Annotated in this window: 21 protein-coding genes and 1 tRNA gene; 14 read left to right on the forward strand and 8 right to left on the reverse strand. The window is 72.3% G+C overall.

The genetic code is table 11. The features are described from left to right. Position 1: 1 nt before the first annotated feature. The 3 genes from iolB to iolC form a co-directional block, all read right to left on the reverse strand. Complete coding sequence (gene iolB, locus ACIHCX_RS08655; RefSeq protein WP_400028661.1) at positions 2-895, reverse strand: 5-deoxy-glucuronate isomerase; 894 nt, start codon at positions 893-895, stop codon at positions 2-4. A 78-nt stretch (positions 896-973) separates the two neighbouring features. After that, entirely contained in the window at positions 974-1,852 is an 879-nt protein-coding gene (locus tag ACIHCX_RS08660; RefSeq protein ID WP_400027932.1) for a deoxyribose-phosphate aldolase, read from the reverse strand. 12 nt (positions 1,853-1,864) lie between these two features. Further along, positions 1,865-2,845, reverse strand: coding sequence for a 5-dehydro-2-deoxygluconokinase (gene iolC, locus ACIHCX_RS08665; RefSeq protein ID WP_400027934.1), 981 nt, complete (start codon positions 2,843-2,845; stop codon positions 1,865-1,867). A 287-nt stretch (positions 2,846-3,132) separates the two neighbouring features. On the opposite strand from iolC, the gene ACIHCX_RS08670 reads away from it, so the two are divergent. From ACIHCX_RS08670 to nhaA, 7 genes are all read left to right on the forward strand, one after another. Next, on the forward strand, positions 3,133-4,167 hold the full coding sequence (locus tag ACIHCX_RS08670; RefSeq protein ID WP_400027935.1) for a sugar ABC transporter substrate-binding protein: 1,035 nt from the start codon (positions 3,133-3,135) through the stop codon (positions 4,165-4,167). A gap of 5 nt (positions 4,168-4,172) precedes the next feature. Next, positions 4,173-5,243 carry an ABC transporter permease gene (locus ACIHCX_RS08675; protein ID WP_400028662.1) on the forward strand — a complete coding sequence of 357 codons (1,071 nt, stop codon included), beginning with the start codon at positions 4,173-4,175 and terminating at the stop codon, positions 5,241-5,243. Between the two features lie 5 nt (positions 5,244-5,248). After that, complete coding sequence (locus ACIHCX_RS08680) at positions 5,249-6,166, forward strand: ATP-binding cassette domain-containing protein (protein WP_400027938.1); 918 nt, start codon at positions 5,249-5,251, stop codon at positions 6,164-6,166. Between the two features lie 4 nt (positions 6,167-6,170). Then, positions 6,171-7,073 carry a sugar phosphate isomerase/epimerase family protein gene (locus ACIHCX_RS08685; protein ID WP_400027941.1) on the forward strand — a complete coding sequence of 301 codons (903 nt, stop codon included), beginning with the start codon at positions 6,171-6,173 and terminating at the stop codon, positions 7,071-7,073. A gap of 22 nt (positions 7,074-7,095) precedes the next feature. Beyond that, entirely contained in the window at positions 7,096-8,112 is a 1,017-nt protein-coding gene (locus ACIHCX_RS08690; RefSeq protein WP_400027943.1) for a Gfo/Idh/MocA family protein, read from the forward strand. Positions 8,113-8,230: 118 nt separating this feature from the next. Further along, a complete protein-coding gene (locus ACIHCX_RS08695; protein WP_400027945.1) occupies positions 8,231-8,836 on the forward strand; it encodes a GPP34 family phosphoprotein in 606 nt (201 codons plus the stop codon). A 436-nt stretch (positions 8,837-9,272) separates the two neighbouring features. Next, positions 9,273-11,189, forward strand: coding sequence for a Na+/H+ antiporter NhaA (gene nhaA, locus ACIHCX_RS08700; RefSeq protein WP_400027947.1), 1,917 nt, complete (start codon positions 9,273-9,275; stop codon positions 11,187-11,189). Between the two features lie 46 nt (positions 11,190-11,235). Here nhaA and ACIHCX_RS08705 read toward each other — a convergent pair whose 3' ends face one another. Both ACIHCX_RS08705 and ACIHCX_RS08710 read right to left on the reverse strand, forming a co-directional pair. Next, on the reverse strand, positions 11,236-12,240 hold the full coding sequence (locus tag ACIHCX_RS08705) for a Gfo/Idh/MocA family oxidoreductase (RefSeq protein ID WP_400027949.1): 1,005 nt from the start codon (positions 12,238-12,240) through the stop codon (positions 11,236-11,238). A 99-nt stretch (positions 12,241-12,339) separates the two neighbouring features. Continuing rightward, positions 12,340-13,527, reverse strand: a complete 1,188-nt coding sequence (locus ACIHCX_RS08710; protein WP_400027951.1) for a phytanoyl-CoA dioxygenase family protein — start codon at positions 13,525-13,527, stop codon at positions 12,340-12,342. A gap of 189 nt (positions 13,528-13,716) precedes the next feature. Here ACIHCX_RS08710 and ACIHCX_RS08715 point away from each other — a divergent pair, with 189 nt between their 5' ends. Continuing rightward, entirely contained in the window at positions 13,717-14,751 is a 1,035-nt protein-coding gene (locus ACIHCX_RS08715) for a LacI family DNA-binding transcriptional regulator (protein WP_400027953.1), read from the forward strand. A 14-nt stretch (positions 14,752-14,765) separates the two neighbouring features. Here the strand turns inward: ACIHCX_RS08715 and ACIHCX_RS08720 are convergent, their stop codons facing one another. Further along, on the reverse strand, positions 14,766-15,110 hold the full coding sequence (locus tag ACIHCX_RS08720) for a cupin domain-containing protein (protein ID WP_400027955.1): 345 nt from the start codon (positions 15,108-15,110) through the stop codon (positions 14,766-14,768). 268 nt (positions 15,111-15,378) lie between these two features. On the opposite strand from ACIHCX_RS08720, the gene ACIHCX_RS08725 reads away from it, so the two are divergent. Together ACIHCX_RS08725 and ACIHCX_RS08730 are read left to right on the forward strand one after the other, a co-directional pair. Beyond that, the gene (locus ACIHCX_RS08725) at positions 15,379-16,329 is read left to right on the forward strand and encodes a VOC family protein (RefSeq protein WP_400027957.1); all 951 of its coding nucleotides are present in this window, start codon (positions 15,379-15,381) and stop codon (positions 16,327-16,329) included. A 161-nt stretch (positions 16,330-16,490) separates the two neighbouring features. Beyond that, positions 16,491-17,852, forward strand: coding sequence for an MFS transporter (locus ACIHCX_RS08730; RefSeq protein WP_400027959.1), 1,362 nt, complete (start codon positions 16,491-16,493; stop codon positions 17,850-17,852). Positions 17,853-17,881: 29 nt separating this feature from the next. On the opposite strand, the gene ACIHCX_RS08735 is transcribed toward ACIHCX_RS08730, so the two are convergent. Together ACIHCX_RS08735 and ACIHCX_RS08740 are read right to left on the reverse strand one after the other, a co-directional pair. Beyond that, positions 17,882-18,799 (reverse strand): DUF2690 domain-containing protein, encoded by a 918-nt coding sequence (locus tag ACIHCX_RS08735; RefSeq protein ID WP_400027960.1) that lies wholly within the window; start codon positions 18,797-18,799, stop codon positions 17,882-17,884. A gap of 162 nt (positions 18,800-18,961) precedes the next feature. Further along, the gene (locus ACIHCX_RS08740; protein WP_400027962.1) at positions 18,962-19,429 is read right to left on the reverse strand and encodes an SH3 domain-containing protein; all 468 of its coding nucleotides are present in this window, start codon (positions 19,427-19,429) and stop codon (positions 18,962-18,964) included. Positions 19,430-19,685: 256 nt separating this feature from the next. Here ACIHCX_RS08740 and ACIHCX_RS08745 point away from each other — a divergent pair, with 256 nt between their 5' ends. The 4 genes from ACIHCX_RS08745 to ACIHCX_RS08760 all read left to right on the forward strand — a co-directional run bounded on the left by ACIHCX_RS08745 (position 19,686) and on the right by ACIHCX_RS08760 (position 21,434). Next, the gene (locus ACIHCX_RS08745) at positions 19,686-20,210 is read left to right on the forward strand and encodes a MarR family winged helix-turn-helix transcriptional regulator (RefSeq protein WP_400027964.1); all 525 of its coding nucleotides are present in this window, start codon (positions 19,686-19,688) and stop codon (positions 20,208-20,210) included. Between the two features lie 80 nt (positions 20,211-20,290). After that, the gene (locus tag ACIHCX_RS08750) at positions 20,291-20,653 is read left to right on the forward strand and encodes an ArsR/SmtB family transcription factor (protein ID WP_400027966.1); all 363 of its coding nucleotides are present in this window, start codon (positions 20,291-20,293) and stop codon (positions 20,651-20,653) included. Further along, positions 20,650-21,285, forward strand: coding sequence for an SRPBCC family protein (locus ACIHCX_RS08755; RefSeq protein ID WP_400027967.1), 636 nt, complete (start codon positions 20,650-20,652; stop codon positions 21,283-21,285). Before ACIHCX_RS08750 ends, ACIHCX_RS08755 begins: the two co-directional genes overlap by 4 nt. 75 nt (positions 21,286-21,360) lie before the next feature. Continuing rightward, positions 21,361-21,434, forward strand: a tRNA-Pro gene (locus ACIHCX_RS08760). Position 21,435 lies beyond the last annotated feature (1 nt).

Here is a 21,435-nt window from a genome sequence, read left to right on the forward strand (position 1 = left end):
CTCACGGGGAAGGGGCGGTGTACAGGGGCAGGCGGGGGTCGACGGGCTGTTCGGGCCAGGTGCCGCGGATCCACGCGTGGTCGGGGTGGTCGCGGATCAGCCAGGCGCGCTCGGGGTCCGGTCCCGCCATGACGTTGAGGTAGTACATGTGGTGGCCGGGCACGGCCATCGACGGCCCGTGCCAGCCGTCCGGGATCAGCACCACGTCACCGCCGCGCACCTCGGCCAGCACGTCCGTCTCGCGGCCGTGACCGGACGGGGAGACCCGCTGGTAGCCGAGGCCGGGGGTGCTCTCGTGGCCGGCGAACTCGAAGTAGTAGATCTCCTCCAGGACCGACTCCTCGCCCGGCCGGTGCTCGTCGTGCTTGTGCGGCGGGAAGGAGGACCAGTTGCCGCCCGGGGTGATCACTTCCACCGCGATCAGCTTGTCGCACTCGAAGACGTCCGCGGCCCCGAAGTTGTTGACCTGGCGGGAGCAGGTGCCGGTGCCGCGCAGCTCCACCGGTACGCCGGCGGCCGGACCGTGGCGGGCGGGCAGGCGCCGGGTGCAGCGGGCGCCGGTGAGCGCGAACCTCCCGCCGCCGGGGGACGAGACGGTCACGCGGGTGTCGCGCGGTACGTAGGCGAAGTCGCTCACCCCGCTGAACACGCTCTCGCGGCCGGTCAGTCGGAACGTGTCGCTGCCGAAGTCGTCGTCGGCGTCGACCGTGCAGCCGCCGGCGAGCGGCAGCACGATCCACTCGCTGTCGCCGGTGTCGAAGGTGTGCGAGCCGCCCGGCGGCAGCTCCAGCACGCGCAGGCCGGCGTGGCCCCAGCCGGCGGACTCCGGGCTCACGTCCACGGCGTAGGCCCCGGAGAGGGCCTTTCCGGCGGGGAGGTGGTACGGACTGGTCACGAAGATGCCTCCTGTCACGAAGATGCCTCCTTGGGCCGTTCCGCAGGGCCCCGGTCACCCGGTCACCCACTCACTCGGTCACAGCAGGCTCACTGCCGTGTCGACCGCGTTCTCCACACTGCCCGAGGCCGGGTACAGCAGCGACCGGCCGACGACCATGCCCTGCACGGTGGGGAGTTCGAGGGCTTTGCGCCAGCGTTCGTAGGCGCCTTCCTGGTCGTCGCCGATCTCGCCGCCGAGCAGTACGGCGGGCAGCGTGGAGGTCCGCAGGACCTCGGCCATGTCGTCCGGGTCCTCGGTGACGGGCAGCTTCAGCCAGGTGTAGGCGGAGGTGCCGCCCAGGCCCGACGCTATGGCGATGGAGCGGGTGACGGCCTCGGCGGACAGGTCGTTGGCCACCCTGCCGCCCGAGCGGCGCGCGATGAACGGCTCGACGAAGACCGGCAGGTGCAGCTCGGCCATCTCGTCGACGGCCCGCGCGGTGGACTCCAGGGTGGTCAGTGAGCCCGGGTCGTCGTAGTCGATGCGCAGCAGCAGCTTGCCCGCGTCGAAGCGGAGCCGGGCGATGTCGCGGGCGCGGTGCCCGGTGAAGCGGTCGTCCATCTCGAAGGAGGCGCCGGACAGGCCGCCGCGGTTCATCGAGCCCATGACGACCTTGCCGTCGAGCACCCCGAGGAGCAGCAGGTCCTCCAGGACGTCGGCGGTGGCGAGCACTCCGTCGACGCCGGGCCGCGACAGTGCGACGCACAGGCGTTCGAGCAGGTCGGCCCGGTTGGCCATGGCGAGTCCGCGGTCGCCGACGCCGAGCGCACCGCGCGCGGGGTGGTCGGCGGCCACGATCATCAGCCGGCCGCTGTCGCCGATCAGCGGGCGGCGCACCCGGCGCGCGGCCGCCTCCGCGACGGCCTCGGGGTGCCGGGCGCGGACCGCGGTGAGGTCGGGGATGCTGAGGGTCAAGGGAGGCTCCGTTCAGGCAGTGGCTCGCGCGAGGAGGCCGTCGACCTCCGCACGGGTGGGCATCGCGGAGGAGCAGGCGAGGCGGGAGGCGACGAGGGCGCCGGCCGCGTTGGCGTACCGCATGGTCGTCGTCAGGTCCCAGCCGGACAGCAGGCCGTGGCAGAGCGAGCCGCCGAACGCGTCGCCCGCGCCGAGGCCGTTGACGACCTCGACGGGCACCGGCGGGACCTCGGCCCGGGTGCCGTCCCGGTGCACGGCGAGGACGCCCTTGGGGCCCTGTTTGACGACCGCCAGTTCCACCCCGGCGGCCAGCAGCGCCTCGGCGCAGGCCTCGGGTTCGCGCACGCCGGTGGCGATCTCGCACTCGTCGACGTTGCCGACCGCCACGGTGGCGTGCGCCAGCGCCTCGGCGTAGTACGGGCGGGCCTCGGCGGAATCCGGCCAGAACATTGGCCGCCAGTCGAGGTCGAAGACGGTGGTGCCCGCCCTGCCGCGCGCCGTCAGGGCGGCGAGGGTGGCGGAGCGGCTCGGCTCCTCGCTCAGGCCGGTGCCGGTGACCCAGAAGATCCGGGCCGCGCGGATGGCGGAGAGATCCAGTTCGCCGGTGTGGATCTCCAGGTCCGGGGCCTTGGGCCGGCGGTAGAAGTACAGGGGGAAGTCGTCCGGTGGGAAGATCTCGCAGAAGGTCACCGGGGTCGGGTACGCGGCGACCGGCGTGACCCAGCGGTCGTCGACGCCGAAGCCCTGCAGCGCCTCGTGCAGATACGCGCCGAAGGGGTCGTCGCCGGTGCGGGTGATCACCGCGGTGGAACGGCCGAGCCGGGCCGCGGCGACGGCCACGTTGGCCGCGGAACCGCCGAGGAACTTGCCGAAGGTCTCCACCCGCGCCAGGGGTACGCCGGACTCCAGGGGGTAGAGATCGACTCCGATGCGTCCCATGGTGATCAGGTCGAAGGACTGGGCGGACTCAGCGGACTCAACGGGCTCTGCCATGCGCGACGCTCCTCGAGCTGGGCTGGGGTGCGGACCCCAGGGCGCCCCGCCACGGTGGGGGCGCGGATCCCGGGACCTGCCGCCTCCCAGATGTAGGACCCGGACGGTCCCACTGTCAAGCGTTTGTTCTGACATTCGGACCAGCTCGTGAACGGATGTCTTGACAAAGTATTGACAGCGGGTGCGCCAGGGGATTGGATCCGGTCCCAACCGAAGTTCCCCCGAGTTTCCCTGAGTTCCGCCGAGTTCCCCCCGAGCTTTCCCAGCCACAGTGAGGTGCACGAAAGATGGACCGCTCTTCTCGCCGCTCCCGCCGAGTCGCCCCCGTCGTGGCCGTGGCCGTGGCCGTGGCCGCGGTGGCGGCCCTGGCCCTCGCAGGCTGTTCCAGCGGTTCGGGCGGAAAGAAGGCCGAGGGGGGCGGGGACGGGGGCGGCGGCACCGCGGGCAAGGCCACCACGCCCCGGATGACGGTCGCGCTGGTCACCCACCAGGCGCCCGGTGACACCTTCTGGGACATCGTCCGCAAGGGCGCGGAGGCGGCCGCGGCCAAGGACAACATCAAGCTCGTCTACTCCGCCGACCCCAACGCCGGCACCCAGGCCAACTTCGTCCAGAACGCCATCGACCAGAAGGTCGACGGCATCGCCGTCACCCTCGCGAAGCCGGACGCGATGCGCGACGTGCTGGCCAAGGCCGAGCAGGCCGGCATACCCGTGGTCGGGCTCAACTCCGGCCTGAACGACTGGAGGAAGCTCAACCTGCTGGAGTTCTTCGGCCAGGACGAGTCGGTGGCGGGCGAGGCGTTCGGCAAGAAGCTGAACGAGGTCGGCGCCAAGAAGGCCGTCTGCGTGATCCACGAGCAGGGCAACGTCGGCCTGACCCAGCGCTGCGACGGCGTGAAGAAGACCTTCCGGGGCTCGGTCGAGAACCTCTACGTCAACGGCGCGGACAGGCCGTCGGTGAAGTCGACGATCACCGCCAAGCTCAAGCAGGACAGCTCCATCGACCACGTCGTCGCCCTCGGTGCCCCGGTCGCGATGACCGCGGTGCAGTCGGTGGGCGACGCGGGCAGCAAGGCCAAGGTCGCCACCTTCGACCTCAACAAGGAGCTGACCGGCGCCATCAAGAAGGGCGACATCGAGTTCGCCGTCGACCAGCAGCCCTACCTCCAGGGCTACCTGGCCGTGGACGGCCTGTGGCTGTACAGGAACAACGGCAACTACAGCGGCGGCGGAGAACAGCCGGTGCTCACCGGACCGGCCTTCGTCGACACGTCCAACGTCGACAGGATCGCGGCGTTCGCCGCGAAGGGCACCCGGTGAGCGACATGTCCGAGCAGGCCGCGCCGGCGGTGGGCACACCGCCGGCTCCCGGCCCCCGGCAGACCGACGGCCGCACCGTACGGCGTTCGCCGACGCGGAGACTGCTGTCCCGCCCGGAGGTCGGGGTCTTCCTCGGCGCCGTCGCCGTGCTCGTGTTCTTCCTCGTCGCCGCGCCCTCGGTCCGCCAGGGCGGCTCCATGGCGACGGTCCTGTACCAGTCGTCGACCATCGGGATCATGGCCCTGCCGGTGGCGCTGCTGATGATCGGCGGCGAGTTCGACCTCTCCTCCGGTGTCGCCGTGATCACCTCGGCGCTCACCGCGAGCATGCTCAGCTACCAGCTCACCATGAACGTGTGGGCCGGAGTGATCGTCGCCCTGGCGGTGTCGCTGGGGATCGGCGCCTTCAACGGCTGGCTGCTGGTGAGGACCGGGCTGCCGAGCTTCCTGGTCACCCTCGGCACCTTCCTGATCCTCCAGGGCGTCAACCTCGCCGTCACCAAACTGGTCACCGGCAACGTGGCCACCGACGACGTCAGCGACATGGACGGCTTCGACCAGGCCAAGGCCGTCTTCGCCTCGTCCTTCGACATCGGCGGCGTCGAGGTGAAGATCACCGTGGTGTGGTGGCTGGTCTTCGCCGCACTGGCCACCTGGGTGCTGCTGCGCACCAAGTACGGCAACTGGATCTTCGCGGTCGGCGGCAACAAGGAGAGTGCCCGCGCGGTCGGCGTGCCCGTCACCTTCACCAAGATCACCCTGTTCATGCTGGTCGGCTTCGGCGCCTGGTTCGCCGGCATGCACCAGCTGTTCTCCTTCAACACCGTGCAGTCCGGCGAGGGCGTCGGCCAGGAGCTCATCTACATCGCCGCCGCCGTGATCGGCGGCTGCCTGCTCACCGGCGGCTACGGCTCCGCCGTCGGACCCGTCTTCGGCGCCTTCATGTTCGGCATGGTGAACCAGGGCATCGTCTTCGCGGGCTGGAACCCCGACTGGTTCAAGGCCTTCCTCGGTGTGATGCTGCTCGGTGCCGTCCTCATCAATCTGTGGGTCCGGCGCACGGCGACCCGGAGGTGACCGACATGACCAGCGACAAGGCGGCAGTCCACGGCGCCGTCCTCCCCGAATCCCCGCCCGCGGCCGACGGGCCCGTCGTCGAACTGCGCGGCGCCGGCAAGTCCTACGGCAACATCCGCGCCCTGCACGGCGTCGACCTCGCCGTCCACCCCGGGCGCGTGACCTGCGTACTCGGCGACAACGGCGCCGGCAAGTCCACCCTCATCAAGATCATCTCCGGGCTGCACCAGCACACCGAGGGCGAGTTCCTCGTCGACGGCGCACCGGTACGCTTCTCCAGCCCGCGCGACGCCCTCGCCCAGGGCATCGCCACCGTCTACCAGGACCTGGCGACCGTCCCGCTCATGCCGGTGTGGCGGAACTTCTTCCTCGGCTCGGAGCTGACCCGGGGCCCCTGGCCCGTCCGCCGCCTCGACATCGCCCGGATGAAGCGCACCGCGGACGAGGAACTGCGCGACATGGGCATCGTCCTGGACGACCTGGAACAGCCCATCGGCACGCTCTCCGGCGGCCAGCGCCAGTGCGTGGCCATCGCCCGCGCCGTCCACTTCGGCGCCCGCGTCCTCATCCTGGACGAGCCCACCGCCGCCCTCGGCGTCAAGCAGTCCGGCGTCGTGCTGAAGTACATCGCCGCCGCCCGCGACCGCGGCCTCGGCGTCATCTTCATCACCCACAACCCCCACCACGCCTACCTGGTCGGCGACCACTTCAGCGTGCTGCGCCTGGGCACCCTCGAACTCAGCGCGGACCGCAGCGAGATCGGCCTGGAGGAGCTGACCCACCACATGGCCGGCGGCACCGAACTCGCCGCCCTCAGGCACGAGCTGTCACAGGTGCGCGGGGTCGACACCGAGGAGCTCCCGGAGGCCGAGGACCTTGCGCCGCCCACCGCGCCCGCACCGGCACCCACCGAAGGGAACTGATCACATGGCCCCCGTGCTGGACCGCATCCGGGTCGGCTCCGCCCCCGACTCCTGGGGCGTCTGGTTCCCCGACGACCCGCGGCAGGTGCCGTGGCAACGCTTCCTCGACGAGGTCGCCGAGGCCGGCTACTCCTGGATCGAACTCGGCCCCTACGGCTACCTGCCGACCGACCCGGCCCGGCTCACCGACGAGGTGGCCGAGCGCGACCTGAAGGTCTCGGCGGGCACCGTCTTCACCGGACTGCACCGCGGCCCGTCGGTGTGGGAGGCCACCTGGGAACACGTCAGCCAGGTCGCCGAACTCACCCGGGCCATGGGCGCACGCCACCTCGTCGTCATCCCCTCCTTCTGGCGCGACGACAAGACCGCCGAGATCCTGGAGCCGCCGGAGCTGACCGGCGAGCAGTGGACGCACCTGACCCGGGGCATGGAACGGCTCGGCCGCCAGGTCAGGGAGACGTACGGCCTCGACATCGTCGTCCACCCGCACGCCGACACCCACATCGACACCGAGGCCCACGTCGAACGCTTCCTCGACTCCACCGACTCCGGTCTCGTCAGCCTCTGCCTGGACACCGGGCACTACGCCTACTGCGGCGGCGACAGCGTCAAGCTGATCGAGACCTACGGCGAGCGCATCGGCTACCTGCACCTCAAGCAGGTCGACCCGGAGATCCTCGCCGAGGTGGTGGCGGACGAGGTCCCTTTCGGGCCGGCGGTCCAGCGGGGCGTGATGTGCGAGCCGCCGTCCGGAGTGCCGGCCCTTGAACCGGTCCTGACGGCGGCGCAGGCGCTCGGCGTGGACCTCTTCGCGATCGTCGAGCAGGACATGTACCCGTGCGAACCGGACACCCCGCTGCCCATCGCGGTGCGCACGCGCAGGTTCCTCAGGTCCTGCGGCGCCTGACCCCGGCCGAGGAAGGACGACGATGGCCCGGTCATCGACTCTGAACATCTCCGTCATCGGCGTGGGCCGCATGGGCGCCGACCATGTGCGCCGGATCCAGGAGGCCGTCAGCGGTGCCCGGGTGAGCGCCGTCGTGGACGCCGACGCCGAGCGCGCCGAGGCCGTCGCGGCCCGCGCCGGCTGCGCCGCGTTCACCGACCCGGCCGACGCGCTGGCCGCGGCCGACGTCGACGCGGTGCTCGTGACCTCGTCGAGTCCGGCCCACGAGGCGGCCCTGCTCGCGGCCCTCGCCCAGGACCTGCCCGTCCTGTGCGAGAAGCCGCTCACCCCGGACGCGGCCTCCGCGCTGCGCGTGCTCGAAGCCGAGCAGCGGCTCGGCCGGCGGCGGATCCAGGTGGGCTTCATGCGGCGCTACGACGCCGAGTACCTCCGGCTCGAACAGCTCCTGCGGACGGGCCGGCTGGGCCGCCCGCTGCTGCTGCACCACCGCCACCGCAACGTGGCCGCCCCACCCGGATGGGCCAGCGAACTGCTCATCAGTGACTCGCTCGTGCACGAGATCGACGTGACCCGCTGGCTGCTCGGCCAGGAGATCACCGCGGTGACGGTCCTGCGCCCCACCCCGTCCTCCCATGCCCCCGACGGCGTCCAGGACCCGCAGTTCGTCGTCCTCGAAACGGACGGCGGAGTCATCGCCGACGTGGAGATCTTCGTCAACTGCGGCTTCGGCTACCAGGTCCGGGCCGAGGCCGTCTGCGAACGCGGCACGGCCCAGGTCGGCGACGGCCACGCCATGGTCACCCAGACGGACGGACGCTGGGGCGGCACCATCGCGCAGGACTACCTCGAACGCTTCGAGGACGCCTACGACCGCGAACTGCGGGCCTGGGTCGACTCCGTCCGCCGGGGCACCACCACCGGCCCCACCGCCTGGGACGGCTGTGCCGCGGCCGCGGTCTGCGCGGCGGGCGTCCGCTCCCTGACCGAGGGCGGCAGGGTGCCGGTGGAGCTGCCCGAACGCCCGGCACTGTACGGATGACACCCGCCGCCCGCCCCGCCCGCCGCGCTACAGTCGGGGCGTACGGGAAGCACGGAACGTCGCGTTCTGCGTGCCGGTGACCGACGCAGTGGCGGGCAACTCCTCGACGGGGAGCGTGATGAGCACAGCTCGTGACCTGATGATCGTCGCCCTGGATGTGGCCCCCAGCCGGTCACCGGAGCGCGGGGACCTCTCCCTGGCGCTGGCCGGCGCCGAGGCGTACGACCTGCTGCGGGCCGAGCTCCTGGAGCTGGACGGCGACCGGATCGTGCCGCGACTCGTGCCGGAGTCCGGCGACCGGCTGCTGGACGAGGCCGCCTCCTCGCTGGTGCGCCAGGTGCCCTGTGAAACCCTGGCGGACTGGCTCTGGCGGCGCGGGCGCGGCCTGGCCAGGGCCTATCTGACCGCCCTGGAGCAGGAGGGCCAGGTCACCTGGGAACGCAGCCGCTGGCTGCCCTTCCGGGGCGGCCGCACGGTCCTCAGCGACACCGAGGCACGGCGCCGCGCGGCCTACCGCTGGGCGGCCGACGAGCCGGTGCTGCTCACGCTGGCGGCGGCCGTCGGCATCCGCGACGAGCCGGCCGGTGCGGAGCCGGGCATCACGGACGACGCGGTCCTCACCGTCCTCGCCGCCGTCCACGACGCGGTGATGGAACTGGAGGCGGTACGCCAGCGCCGCGCCATCGAGGACGCCGCCTTCGCGAATGTCTGGCGGGGCGCTTAGGGCCTGTTGCGAAAGTCCCGCCTGCCTCGCGCGCCATGCACGCACTCTCGCCGCACCGGGCCCTGACCCGAGTACGTCCAGTACGAGGGCCAGGGCCCGGCACGTCGAGAGCACGCACCTGACGCCGCGAGGCCCGCCCTCCGGGCGGACGACGGGACTTTCGCAACAGGCCCTAGCCCTTGTCGACGGGCGGTACCGCCCCGGCCCTCCTAAGCTGGGGGCGGCGCGGGTCGCCCGCCCGTGCGACCCCGTCGGGGTGCGCCGCGGAATCGGGCGGCGCCCCGCGTCCCCTGCTCGTCCGGGACGGCCGCGGGCCCGTTCCCCCGCGCTTGGAGCCGGCGCATGACGCACCCGTGTCCACGACCGCGACGGGGCGCCGCCCCCGCGGCCACCGCCGAAAGCCTCGTGGTGCCGCCCACTGCCGGGAACTGACACCGTGTCCCGGGCCCCGACCACACCTCCGGCGCAGCCGCCCCTGAACGGCCAGACCTCCTGCGGCGCCGGCGCCCACGGCCCGTTGCGCACCTTCCTGCGCACCGAGACCGGAAGCGCCGCCGTGCTGCTCGCCGCCGCGGTCGCCGCGCTGGTGTGGGCCAACGTCGCGTCCGGCACGTACGAGTCGTTCTGGCGCACCCACGTGGCGTTCACCGTCGGCCCGGCCGGGGTCTCCCTGGAACTGCGGGAGTGGATCAACAGCGGGCTGATGGCGCTGTTCTTCTTCGTCGTCGGCCTGGAGGCCCGTCGGGAATTCGACATGGGGGAGCTGAGAGAACGCAGGCGGCTCGCCCTCTCGGTGATCGCCGGGATCAGCGGCATGGCCGTACCCGTGGCGATCTACCTGGCGCTCAACGCGGGCCACGCCACCGCCCGGGGATGGGGCGCGGCCATGTCCACCGACACGGCGTTCGCGCTCGGCATCCTCGCCGTCTTCGGCACCCGGCTGCCCGGCGGCCTGCGCGTCTTTCTCCTCGGGGTCGCGGTCGCCGACGACTTCCTCGCGCTCGCCGTCATCGCCTTCGCCTACAGCGGGACCCTCTACCCGCCCGCACTGCTCACCGCCTTCGGCGTCCTCGCCGTGCTGATCGCCCTGCGCGTGGCCGGCGTACGGATCTCCGCCGTGTACGCCCTGGTCGCCCTGGTCCTGTGGGGCGCGCTGCTGCGTTCCGGCGTCGATCCGGTGGTCGGCGGGCTGGTCATGGGCCTGCTCACCTACGCCCACCCCGCCCGGCGGCACGCCCTGGAACGCGCCAGCCGGCTCTTCCGGCGCTTTCGCGAGCAGCCCACACCCGAGCTGGAACGCACCCTGCGCCGGGGCCTGGCCACCGCGCTGTCGCCCAACGAGCGGCTTCAGCGCATGCTCCACCCCTGGACCAGCTATCTGATCGTGCCGCTGTTCGCGCTGGCCAACGCCGGGCTCCCGCTCGGCGCGGCCCGGCTCGCGGACGCCTTCACCTCACCCGTCACCCTCGGTATCCTGCTCGGTTACGTCCTCGGCAAGCCGATCGGCGTCGTCGGCTCCACCTGGCTCGCCGTGCGGCTGAGCCGCGGCCGGCTGCGCCCGCCGATCGGCTGGGGCGCGATCACCGCGGGCGGCACCCTGGCCGGGGTGGGCTTCACGGTGTCGCTGCTGATCGCGACCCTCGCCTTCCGCGGGACCCGGCTGGAGGAGGCGAAGATCGGCATCCTGGCGACCGTCCTGTGCTCCTTCGCGGTCACCTGGCTGGTGACCGGGGTCCTCTCCCTGCTGCCCCCGCGCAGGCGGGCCCGCGCGCTGCTGGGCCGGGGCCGGGTCATCGTCGACCTCGGCGAGCCCGTCGACCCCGAGCGCGACCACGTCCGCGGGCCGCTCGACGCCCCGGTGACCCTGGTCGAGTACGGCGACTACGAGTGCCCGTACTGCGGACTCGCCGAGCCGGTCGTGCGGGAGCTGCTCGCCGAGTTCGGCGACGACGTGCGCTACGTCTGGCGGCACCTGCCGCTGACCGACGTCCACCCGAACGCGCAGCTCGCCGCCGAGGCCGCGGAGGCCGCCGCCCGCCAGGGCCGCTTCTGGGAGCTGCACGACGTCCTGATCAGCCACCAGGGCGACCTGGACCCCAAGGACCTCCTGCGCTACGCCGAGCGGATCGGCCTCGACGCGGACCGCTTCCGCCGGGACCTGCGGGAGCGGGCGGGCGCGCAGCGGGTGGCCGACGACGTGGAGTCGGCCGACCTCAGCGCCGTCTCGGGCACCCCGACCTTCTTCGTCAACGGCCGCCGCCATCACGGCGCCTACGACATCGCCACCCTGTCGACAACGGTCCGCGCCGCCCGCGAACGCGCCGTCCTCGCGGGGGCGGGCCCGCCCACCTGACCAAACGGCCCGCGGCGGGCCGCGTCGGCGGTCCGGGCCCGGTGGGTCAGGCGGTTCGTACCTCCTCGACGCGTACCGGGCGGTGCTCGTGGAGGGACAGGGTGCAGGCCTCCGCGATCCAGCCCGCTTCCAGGGCGTCCGCGACCGTGCACGGTGAGGGCAGCCGTCCGGCCACGACCTCGGTGAACGCGGTGAGTTCGGCGCGGTAGGCGGCGGCGAAGCGGTCCATGAAGAAGTCGTGCGGGGTGCCGGTGGGGAAGGTCACCCCCGGTTCGACCGAGCGCACCGGCAGCTTGTCGTCCAGGCCGACGGCGATCGAGTCCTCGAAGCCGTGCAGCTCCATGCGGACGTCGTAACCGCGGGCGTTGTGGCGGCTGTTGGAGACCACCGCGATCGTGCCGTCGTCCAGCGTGAGCACGGCCCCGGTGGTGTCGGCGTCGCCCGCCTCCCTGATGTAGTCGGCGCCCCGGTTGCCGCCGACGGCGTACACCTCGGTCACCTCCCGCCCGGTCACCCAGCGGATGATGTCGAAGTCGTGCACCGAGCAGTCCCGGAAGATCCCGCCGGAGGCGGCGATGTACGCGGCCGGCGGCGGCGCCGGGTCGAGCGTGGTGCACCGCACGGTGTGCAGCCTGCCCGGCTCGCCCGCCCGTACGGCGGCGCGGGCGGCGGCGAAACCGGCGTCGAAGCGGCGGTTGTAGCCGATCTGCACGGGCACGCCGCTGCCCTGCACCGCCTCGAGGACCTCGACGCCCTCCGTCATGGTGCGGGCCACCGGCTTCTCGCAGAAGACGGGAACGCCGGCGTCGACGGCGGCGAGGATCAGCGCCGGGTGGGCATCGGTGGCGGCGGCCACGACGACGCCGTCCACCCCGGCGGCCAGTACCGCCTCGGGCGAGTCGGCCACCTCGGCCCCGAACCGCTCGGCGGCGGCCTTGGCGGCGTCCGCGAACAGGTCGGCGACGACGAGTGACTCGACCGCGTCGAGTCCGGAGAGGGTCTCGGCGTGGAAGGCGCCGATACGGCCGAGGCCGAGGATTCCGATACGCATGGGGCTGATGCTCCTTGGGTGCCTGAGTGGTGCTGTGGTGCTGTGGTGGGTGTGGTGCGGCGCTGGTCGGTTCGGTCCCGTCGGTTCGGTCCCGTCGGTTCAGTCCGGTCGGCCGAGCAGGTTCTGGTCGCGCCGCCCGGCGCCGGCCCGCAGCTCCGCGCGGAGCGCGTCCGGTGTCCACTCCTCACGCAGCGCCCGCCGTACGAGGTCCGCCTGCGAGGGCGGCGCCAGACCGTCCACCGGCGGATCGCTGTCGAGGTTGGTGGGGAACGGGTAGCCCTCGGCGCTCGCGGCGACGACGCGGTCCAGCCAGGCGGCGTCGGCGCCCTCCGCCTTGCGCTTGAGCAGCACTGGGAAGAGGGCGCCCGCGACGGCCTCGCGGTCGACGGTCTCCATCGCGCGTCCGAAGGCGGAGGAGACCTGGAGCAGGTTGGCCATGCGCCGGACGTCCGCCGACCGGTTCGTCCCGGCGGCGTGGAAGAGCGCCGGGTTGAAGAAGACGGCGTCCCCCTTGGCCAGCGGCAACTGCACGTGGTGGTCCTCGAAGTAGGCCTGGAACGCGGGCAGTCGCCAGGCCAGGTAACCCGGCTCGTACCGCTGCGAGTACGGCAGGTACATCGTCGGACCGGACTCCACGGGCATGTCGCAGTGCGCGACCGCGCCCTGGAGGGTCAGCACGGGGGAGAGCCGGTGGACGTGCGCCGGGTAGGCGGCGGCGACCTCGTTGGCCAGGAAGCCCAGGTGGTAGTCGCGGTGCGCGGTCTGGGCCGCGCCGCCGGGGTTGACCACGTTGATCTGCGAGGTGACCTGGTAGCCGGGGCCGAGCCAGGCCTCACTGACCAGCGCCAGGACGTCGTTGGCGTAGTAGTCGGCGAACGCCTCCGGGTCGTGCAGCGCCGTCTTCTCCAGGGCGTTCCACACCCGGTCGTTGGCGCCAGGCCTGGCGAAGTGGTCCCCGCCGCCCGCGCCCGAGGCGCGCTGCTCGGCGATCAGGGCGCGGAAGACGGCGGTGGCCCGGTCGACCACGGCGGTGTCGGGGAAGGCGCCCCGGAACACCACGATGCCGGGCCCCTCGTCCAGGGCGCGGACCAGTTCGGCCCGCAGGGCGCGGCGGTTCCCGGCCTTGCGCAGCCGCTCGGTGTCGTAGACGAGGACGCCGTGCTCCACCGACGAGGCGTGCGGATGGTCGGCGGGATCGGTCGCCCGCTCGACGAGCGCGCGGAAGGAGCCGAGGTCGCAGTCCTGCTCGGACAGCCAGGCACGGCGCTGAACGGGGGTGGAGGACATCGTCGTCCTTTCGGTCGTCGGGCGACGGCCACGGGAGGGTCGGCGGGCGGGAACGGTCCCGTGGCCGGTCGTCGGCGGAACCTGTCACGAGGGCCGTCGCGTCCTGTCATTCTTGTCAGTACAAACACCTCGAACAACCAGCGGCGAGCCATCAAAAAGCCCTCAGAGAACCTCTCAAGGAGGCTGCGCGTGGGCCACCCCTTCCCGATCCGCGAGATAGCGCGTCAGGCAGGACTGAGCGAGGCCACCGTCGACCGGGTGCTCAACGGCCGCGGCGGGGTGCGGGAGAGCACCGCGCGGGAGGTGCACCGGGCCATCGCCGACCTCGACCGCCAGCGCACCCAGGTCCGGCTGGTGGGCCGCACCTTCATGGTCGACATCGTGATGCAGGCGCCCGAGCGGTTCAGCACCGCCGTACGGGCCGCCCTGGAGGCCGAACTGCCGTCCCTGCACCCGGCCGTGGTGCGCTCCCGCTTCCACTTCCGCGAGACCGGTCCGGTGCGCGAGCAGATCGCCGTCCTCGACCGGATCGCGCGGCGCGGCTCGCAGGGTGTGATCCTCAAGGCCCCGGACGTCCCCGAGGTCACCGCGGCGGTCGGCTGGCTGGTGGCGGCCGGCATCCCGGTCGTCACCCTGGTCACCGACCTGCCGTCCAGCGCCCGGCTCGGCTACGTCGGCAGCGACAACCGGGCGGCGGGCGCGACGGCGGCGTATCTGATGGGCCAGTGGCTGGGCGACCGGCCCGGCAATGTGCTCACCAGCCTCAGCAGCGGCTTCTTCCGCAACGAGGAGGAACGCGAGATGGGCTTCCGCGGCGCCATGCGCGCCCGTCACCCCCGGCGGGCACTGGTGGAGATCGCCGAGGGGCAGGGCCTGGACGCCACGCAGTACGACCTCGTGCGGGCCGCCCTGGAGCGCGACCCGGAGATCCGCGCCGTGTACTCGATCGGCGGCGGCAACATCGCCACCCTGCGGGCCTTCGCGGACGCCGGCCGCGCGTGCGCGGTGTTCATCGCGCACGACCTCGACCAGGACAACACCCGGCTGCTGCGCGAGCACCGCCTGTCCGCCGTGCTCCACCACGACCTGCGCCAGGACCTGCGGGAGGCCTGCCACCTGGTGATGCGAGCCCACGGCGCCCTGCCGCCCGCGGGACCGACGCTTCCGTCGGCGATCCAGGTGGTGACCCCCTGCAACATGCCGCCGCACGCGATGGCCGGCTGAGTCCGGGGCGGGCCTCAGAGGTTGATCGCGTACGCCTTGCGCAGCGTCTCGTGCACCGTCCACGTCGTGCGGTCGCCCTCGCGCAGCACCGCCATGTCGCCGGGGCCGACATGCAGGGTCGACCCGCCCTCGAACTCGATGGTCGCCGAGCCGCTGACCACCACGAACAGCTCGTCCGCCTCGGTGTCGGTGACGACTCCGGGGGTGATCTGCCAGATCCCGCGGATCTGCCGGCCGTCCTCCGACTCCCAGACCACCTTGCCCGTCACCTCGGGCGTCCCGGAGACGATCTGCTCCGGTTCGAGTGGCTCGGGTACGAGGTCGGCGTCGGGAACGTGCAGAACGAAACTGTGGGTCATGCCGTGACCCTAGCCGGGGCGGGCGGCACCGGAACGCCGACAGAGTGTGGGGGATCGGTCCCGGTCCCGGGACACTTCGTCGCTTCCCGTGGCGGAGTTCCGCGGCTGCGGGCCGACAGGCGCCTCCCGCTCTTGCGAGCAATATGGCCAACGAAATTGTTGTCAATCCTGCCCCGCTGGATTTAGGTTTGACCGGCACTCACTCAGGCCCTGGCCGACCGATGCCACCCCCCGTCCCCGCCCCCGCATGACCCCCCTGGAGGCAGCAATGGCCCCGCCCCTGCGTGACATCGCCCATATCGGTCATGCCCAGCTGTTCACCCCGGACCTCGACGCCAGTGTCGCCTTCTTCACCGACTACCTCGGGCTCGCCGTCAACGGGCAGCACGGCGACACCGTCCACCTGCGCACCTTCGACGACTACGAGCACCACAGCCTGGTGCTCACCGCCCGCGACCAGCCGGGGCTCGGTCGGCTCGCCCTGCGGACGTCGAGTGAGGAAGCCCTCCAGCGCCGGGTGAAGGCGATCGAGGAGACGGGCCGCCCCGGCCACTGGACCGAGGACGAGCCCGGAATCGGCAGGTTGTACGTCACCACCGACCCCGACGGGCACGAGCACGCGCTCTACTGGGAGAGCGAGCACTATCGGGCCCCCGACCAGTTGAAGCCCGCGCTGAAGAACCAGCCCCAGGCGAAGCCCAACCAGGGCGTGGGCGTGCGACGCCTGGACCATGTCAACTTCCTCGCCGCCGACGTGCTCGCCAACGCCGAGTTCCAGCAACACGTGCTGGGCGCCCGGCCCACCGAGCAGATACGGCTGGACTCCGGCCGGATCGCGGCCCGCTGGCTCACCTTCACCGACAAGTCCTACGACGTCGTCTACACCGAGGACTGGACGGGCTCCAGCGGCCGGCTGCACCACATCGCCTTCGCCACCGACACCCGCGAGGACATCCTGCGCGCCGCCGATCTCGCCATCGACAGCGGCGTGTTCATCGAGACGGGTCCGCACAAGCACGCCATCCAGCAGACGTTCTTCCTCTATGTCTACGAACCGGGCGGCAACCGCATCGAGTTGTGCAACCCGCTCACCCGGTTGGTGCTGGCGCCGGACTGGCCGCTGATCACCTGGACCGAGGCGGAGCGGGCCAAGGGGCAGGCCTGGGGCCTGCGGACCATCGAGTCCTTCCACACCCACGGGACACCCCCGGTCGACTGAGGCGGAGGGGGCGGGGGCCGCACACGGCTGTGTGCGGCCCTCCCTCGGTGCTACCGGAGACAGCGCGACCAGATTGTCGCTGAAATTGTTGACGAAAACGTTGACTCCTCTTTCCGGGCTCCTTAGCGTCTGGCGCACCCACGTACGAGAGGGAGCAGACGATGTCCTCCTCCACCGCCCTGTCCCGGCGCGGCAGCAGACTGGCCGCGCTGGTCGTCGGCCTGTGTTGGCTGGCCGTGCTCTTCGACGGACTCGACATGTTCGTCTACGGCTCGGTGCTGCCGCACATGCTGGAACAGAAGGCCCTCGGGATCACCCCCGGCCTGGCCGGCGACCTCGGTAGCTATGCCACCTTCGGCATGCTCGTCGGCGCGCTGACCGCGGGCACGGTCGCCGACCGGATCGGCCGCAAGAAGCTCATGGTCGCCTGTGTCGCGCTCTTCTCACTGGCCTCCGGCCTGTGCGCGGTCTCCGGCAGCGTCACGGTGTTCGGCCTCGGCCGGACCATCGCGGGCGTCGGCCTCGGCGGTCTGCTGCCCACCGCGATCAGCATGGTCACGGACTACGCCCGGGGCGGCCGCGGCGCCCTCACCGTCGGTGCCCTGATGACCGCTCACCACGCCGGCGGCATCCTCTCCGCCTACGTCGCCAAGTGGCTCGTGGAGCCCGTCGGCTGGCGTGCCGCGTTCTGGGTCTGCGTGGTCCCGTTGCTGTTCGTGCCGGTGCTCGCCAAGGCCATGCCGGAGTCGCTGAGCTTCCTCGTCGCCAAGGGCCGCGCCGACGAGGCCCGCGAACTGGCCGCCCGCTACGAGGTGGAGCTGCCCGCCGCGCCCGCGCGCAAGGAGGGCACCGACCGCTGGGCCACCCTGGCCGGCCTCTTCCGCGGCGGGGAGTGGATCCAGACCCTGCTGTACTGGCTGGCCTCCTTCGGCGGTCTGCTCCTCGTCTACGGCGTCGCCACCTGGCTGCCCACCCTGATGCGCGGCGAGGGCTACAACCTGGGCTCCGCACTCACCTTCGTCGTCCTGTTCAACCTGGGCGGCATCGTGGGCATGCTCGTCGCCGGCCGCGCCTCCGACCTCCCCCACGCTCGGCTCCGCTCGCGCGGGGGGACCCCCACCGGCGCCCCGCTCATCTCCGCGATCTGGTTCGCGCTGACCGCCGTCGGGGTCTTCCTGCTCAGCGTCCACATGCCGCTGGCGCTGACCTTCACGGTGGTCTTCCTCACCGGTGTGTTCCTCAACAGCGCCCAGACCATGATCTACGCCACGGTCTCCCTCCGCTCCCACTCCGGCAACCGTGCCACCGCCGTCGGCTGGACCTCCGGCATGGGCCGCTTCGGCGCCGTCTTCGGCCCCTGGCTCGGTGGTCAGTTGCTGGCCGCCGACCGCGGCGACTGGGGATTCACCGCCTTCGCCCTGGCCGGTGTCTCCTCGATGGTCTTCATCGGCATCGCTGCCCTGCGCGGCTCGAAACACCCCGCGCAGGGCAGCCCCCGCCAGGATCTCCTGACCGCGAGCTGACACCGCCGCCCCCTGGGCGGGGCGGGGCGTCACGGGTGATCCGGTGCGTCGGGGTCCAGGCCGGTGCAGGCCAGTCTCCCCTCGACCTCGGCGCAGGCCTCCACGCCCCGCGGCGAGGAGACGTTGAGCATGGGGCTGGTGTCACTGAGGGTGTCGTCGGCGGCGTAGGTGGCGGACAGGACGTTCCCGCCCATCCGTACGGAGATCTCCCGGGCGACCGCCTTGCGTACCCGCAGCTGGGACCAGGCGGTGCGGCAGGTGGGCGAGTACCGCAGCCGCACGGTGTATGTCGCGCCGTCCACGCTGCTCTGCGTCCGCGCGTCCCCGGCACAGGCCGAGGCGTCGGGCAACGCGCCCTGGCAGGAGGCGCCGTGACAGCGCGGCGACTCCATCACCACCCGGGCGTCCGGAGGCCTGCCGGGGGAGTGCGCCAGGAGGACCGCGGCCGTCGCGGTGGCCGCGGCCGGCAGGGTGAGAGCCGTCAGTAGGAGAACGCGTCCCACCCGTGACCTGGGCGGGCCCGCCGGCCCGGAACCGGACTTGGGCTCGGAACCGGGCCGGGGGCCGGGATCGGGATCGGGGTCGCATCCGTGCTCGGGCCCGGAGTCGGGTCCGTGCTCGGGTCCGGAGTCGGCGCCGGAGTCGGGTACGGGCTGGGATTCGGGTCCGGACCCGGATTCGGACCCGGCGACCGCGGAAGGGGATGTGCCGCCGGTGTCCCACAGGGTCAGCGCCGGGGCGGGATCGGCGCCCGCGAGCCGGGCGAGCGCCTCCACGGCCGAGCGGGGTGGATGCTTGGCTCCCGTCAGATAGCGGTGCCAGGCGGACTTGCTGTACGGAGTGCGCGCGGCCAGGGCCGCCAGGCTCAGACCCGTACGGTCCCGCAGCTCGCGCAGGGCAATGGTCAACTGCCCGGGTGACGCTGCCGTTCCTTGGGGTTGCCGCATGCTGCTGCTCCCGACTCCATTCCCGCTTTGGGCGTTTCGCCCCGGTTGTCGGGATGGTTTCCCGGGATGAGGGCGCCGACACACCTCGAGTCGACGGCCCGTCCGCGGGCGTGCTGCTCGCGGACGGGCCAGGCGGTCACCTCGTACGCCCGTGACGGTGCGTCAGCACCACGGCACGGTACCCCGGATGCGGACGTAGTGCGCGGAGACGTACCCCCGCACGTGCGCGAGGCGGTACCACTGCCGTGTGCCGCTCACCCAGGACCCCTGCGTCCGGCACTTCAGTGCCACCAGCCGGTGTGCGTGCCGGGCGCCGATCACCCGGTACCGGGTGCCGGGGCCGGAGCGGACGTTCAGCGCCCGGCGGTGGGTGGTCACACGTCCGAGGGGGTGGACCGAACGGTGGTGCGTCGCCCACCGGTTGACATGACGTCCTTGCGGCACCTGCCCCACGGGGGTGACGCGGTACGTGGCCGGCGCCTGCCGGGCGGTCTCGGGCGCGAGCGGGGCGATCGCCGACACGGCCGGGCGTGAGCCGGGGGCGGCCGGTGCGGCGTCGGCCGCGGTGGGCACGAGCGCGAGCGCCGCGACCGTGGCCAGCACGCCGCTGGTGAGGGTCCGTCGGATCATGGAAACCTCCGGGCTGTCGTTCCTGTGACCACGCGTCGTGATCACACGTCGCCCAGTGTTTCCGTGCCGCGCCCCCGCGATGCCGTCCCCGCGTCCCCCGGGACGGCGGGGACGTCCCCGGGGACGGGACCGGGGGCGTGGCCACCCGGGTACGGCCGCGGGGACGGGATTCGGCTCTCCGTGCGCCGGCGTGCCGGGAGCTCCGGGTCCGCGGCAAATTACTTGAGTAAGGCAAGGATATGGTAAAGTTGCCGATATGGTTACTCCGCCGTTGCCCACCGGATCCGTCTCGCCCGAAGTGGCCGAGATCGAGCGCGCACTGATGCGCATCACCTACCTGGGTACCCGGGCCCGGCAGCATGAGAGGCTGATGACCCTGGCCGGGGTGCCGCTGGACCGGGCAGCGGTCGCCCTGCTGCGCCAGATCGCCGACTGCGAGCCGCAGCGGCCGGGGGAGCTGGCCAACCGCCTGGGTGTGGAGGCCTCCCATGTCACGCGCACGGTGCAGCAGTTGGAGCGGTCCGGCCATGTGACCCGGATCCCCGACCCCGACGACCGTCGCGCCCAGCGCATCCAGCTCACCGACCTCGGCCGGGACGCCATACAGCGCATCCGCGAGGTCGGGGCCCGCGGCATGCAGCTCGCCCTGGCCGACTGGTCCCCGGAGGATCTGCGCCGGCTCGCGACGCTCTTCCACCGCATGGTCGACGACTTCCTCGTGTACGCCCAGGACGCCGACAGCGAACAGGAGGCGGCCGAGGCGACCCGGCGCACCCGCTGAGGGCGTTCCCGGCTTCGGGTCGGCGCCGCACGTCGTATCAGTAGTGGCTTATATAAGGGGTGGGTGATACGTTGTCGGCCATGCACGCGTTCGACGTCCTCGGCGACCCCGTCCGGCGGCGGATACTGGAACTGCTCGCCGACGGCGAGCGGACCTCCGGGGCGGTCTGCGCGACCGTGACGGCGGAGTTCGGGATCTCGCAGCCCGCGGTGTCGCAGCATCTGAAGGTGCTGCGGGAGAACGGTTTCGCGACCGTCCGCCCCGAGGGCGCCCGGCGGCTGTACGCGGTGAACTCCGCACCGTTCAAGGACGTCGACGCCTGGCTCGACCGGTTCCGCGGCTTCTGGGCCCAGCCCCTGGACGCGCTGGCCACCGAGCTGGCCCGCGGCAGGCGCGAACGCCGGCTGCGCGGTGCCGACGACCCTCCGAGGAGCACCCCATGATCGACGTGACCCAGCAGATCAACGCCGTCGACCGCCGGGTCGGCCGCCGCGTCTTCAAGGCGGCCGAGGCCCGCGTGGTCACGGTGAGCCAGAGCTACGACGCCGCGCTCGACGACGTCTGGGACGCCTGCACCAACCCCGAGCGCATCCCGCGCTGGTTCCTCCCCGTCACCGGTGAACTCCGCCTGGGAGGCCGTTACCAACTCAAGGGCAACGCCGGCGGCACGATCGAACGCTGCGACCCGCCCAGGAGCTTCGCCGCGACCTGGGAGTACGGCGACGAGACCAGCTGGATCGAGCTGCGGCTGACCGCAGAGGAAGGCGGCGGCACCCGCTTCGAGCTGGACCACCTCTTCCGCATCGACGACACCAAGTGGGGCGAGTACGGCCCCGGCGCGGTCGGGGTCGGCTGGGACATGATGCTCGTCGGCCTGACCCTCCACCTGTCGAGCGGCGCTCCGGTCGACTCCGGCGAGGCCATGACCTGGATGGGCTCCGAGGACGGCCGCCGGTTCGTCGCCGCGAGCAGCGACGGGTGGTACGCGGCCAACGTCGCGAGCGGCGCGGACCCGGCCCGCGCACGCGAGGCCGCCGACCGCACCACCGCCTTCTACACGGGCGCCCGGGGATGACCTGAAATCGGCCGCACCCGCCCGCGTAAGGTAAGGTTCACCTGCGCGTTCAAGTGGATCACCGCACGAACGCACCGGGACGTGGCGCAGCTTGGTAGCGCACTTGACTGGGGGTCAAGGGGTCGCAGGTTCAAATCCTGTCGTCCCGAC

The organism is Streptomyces sp. NPDC052043 (genome assembly GCF_044548235.1).
Lineage (GTDB): Bacteria > Actinomycetota > Actinomycetes > Streptomycetales > Streptomycetaceae > Streptomyces.

Coding starts and splice junctions, on each gene's coding strand:
- iolC (WP_400027934.1), bottom strand. CDS start 2,845: ATGGCAGAGCCCGTTGAGTCCGCTGAGTCCGCCCAGTCCTTCGACCTG.
- ACIHCX_RS08670 (WP_400027935.1), top strand. CDS start 3,133: ATGGACCGCTCTTCTCGCCGCTCCCGCCGAGTCGCCCCCGTCGTGGCC.
- ACIHCX_RS08675 (WP_400028662.1), top strand. CDS start 4,173: ATGTCCGAGCAGGCCGCGCCGGCGGTGGGCACACCGCCGGCTCCCGGC.
- ACIHCX_RS08680 (WP_400027938.1), top strand. CDS start 5,249: ATGACCAGCGACAAGGCGGCAGTCCACGGCGCCGTCCTCCCCGAATCC.
- ACIHCX_RS08685 (WP_400027941.1), top strand. CDS start 6,171: ATGGCCCCCGTGCTGGACCGCATCCGGGTCGGCTCCGCCCCCGACTCC.
- ACIHCX_RS08690 (WP_400027943.1), top strand. CDS start 7,096: ATGGCCCGGTCATCGACTCTGAACATCTCCGTCATCGGCGTGGGCCGC.
- ACIHCX_RS08695 (WP_400027945.1), top strand. CDS start 8,231: ATGAGCACAGCTCGTGACCTGATGATCGTCGCCCTGGATGTGGCCCCC.
- ACIHCX_RS08705 (WP_400027949.1), bottom strand. CDS start 12,240: ATGCGTATCGGAATCCTCGGCCTCGGCCGTATCGGCGCCTTCCACGCC.
- ACIHCX_RS08710 (WP_400027951.1), bottom strand. CDS start 13,527: ATGTCCTCCACCCCCGTTCAGCGCCGTGCCTGGCTGTCCGAGCAGGAC.
- ACIHCX_RS08720 (WP_400027955.1), bottom strand. CDS start 15,110: ATGACCCACAGTTTCGTTCTGCACGTTCCCGACGCCGACCTCGTACCC.
- ACIHCX_RS08725 (WP_400027957.1), top strand. CDS start 15,379: ATGGCCCCGCCCCTGCGTGACATCGCCCATATCGGTCATGCCCAGCTG.
- ACIHCX_RS08730 (WP_400027959.1), top strand. CDS start 16,491: ATGTCCTCCTCCACCGCCCTGTCCCGGCGCGGCAGCAGACTGGCCGCG.
- ACIHCX_RS08735 (WP_400027960.1), bottom strand. CDS start 18,799: ATGCGGCAACCCCAAGGAACGGCAGCGTCACCCGGGCAGTTGACCATT.
- ACIHCX_RS08740 (WP_400027962.1), bottom strand. CDS start 19,429: ATGATCCGACGGACCCTCACCAGCGGCGTGCTGGCCACGGTCGCGGCG.
- ACIHCX_RS08745 (WP_400027964.1), top strand. CDS start 19,686: ATGGTTACTCCGCCGTTGCCCACCGGATCCGTCTCGCCCGAAGTGGCC.
- ACIHCX_RS08750 (WP_400027966.1), top strand. CDS start 20,291: ATGCACGCGTTCGACGTCCTCGGCGACCCCGTCCGGCGGCGGATACTG.
- ACIHCX_RS08755 (WP_400027967.1), top strand. CDS start 20,650: ATGATCGACGTGACCCAGCAGATCAACGCCGTCGACCGCCGGGTCGGC.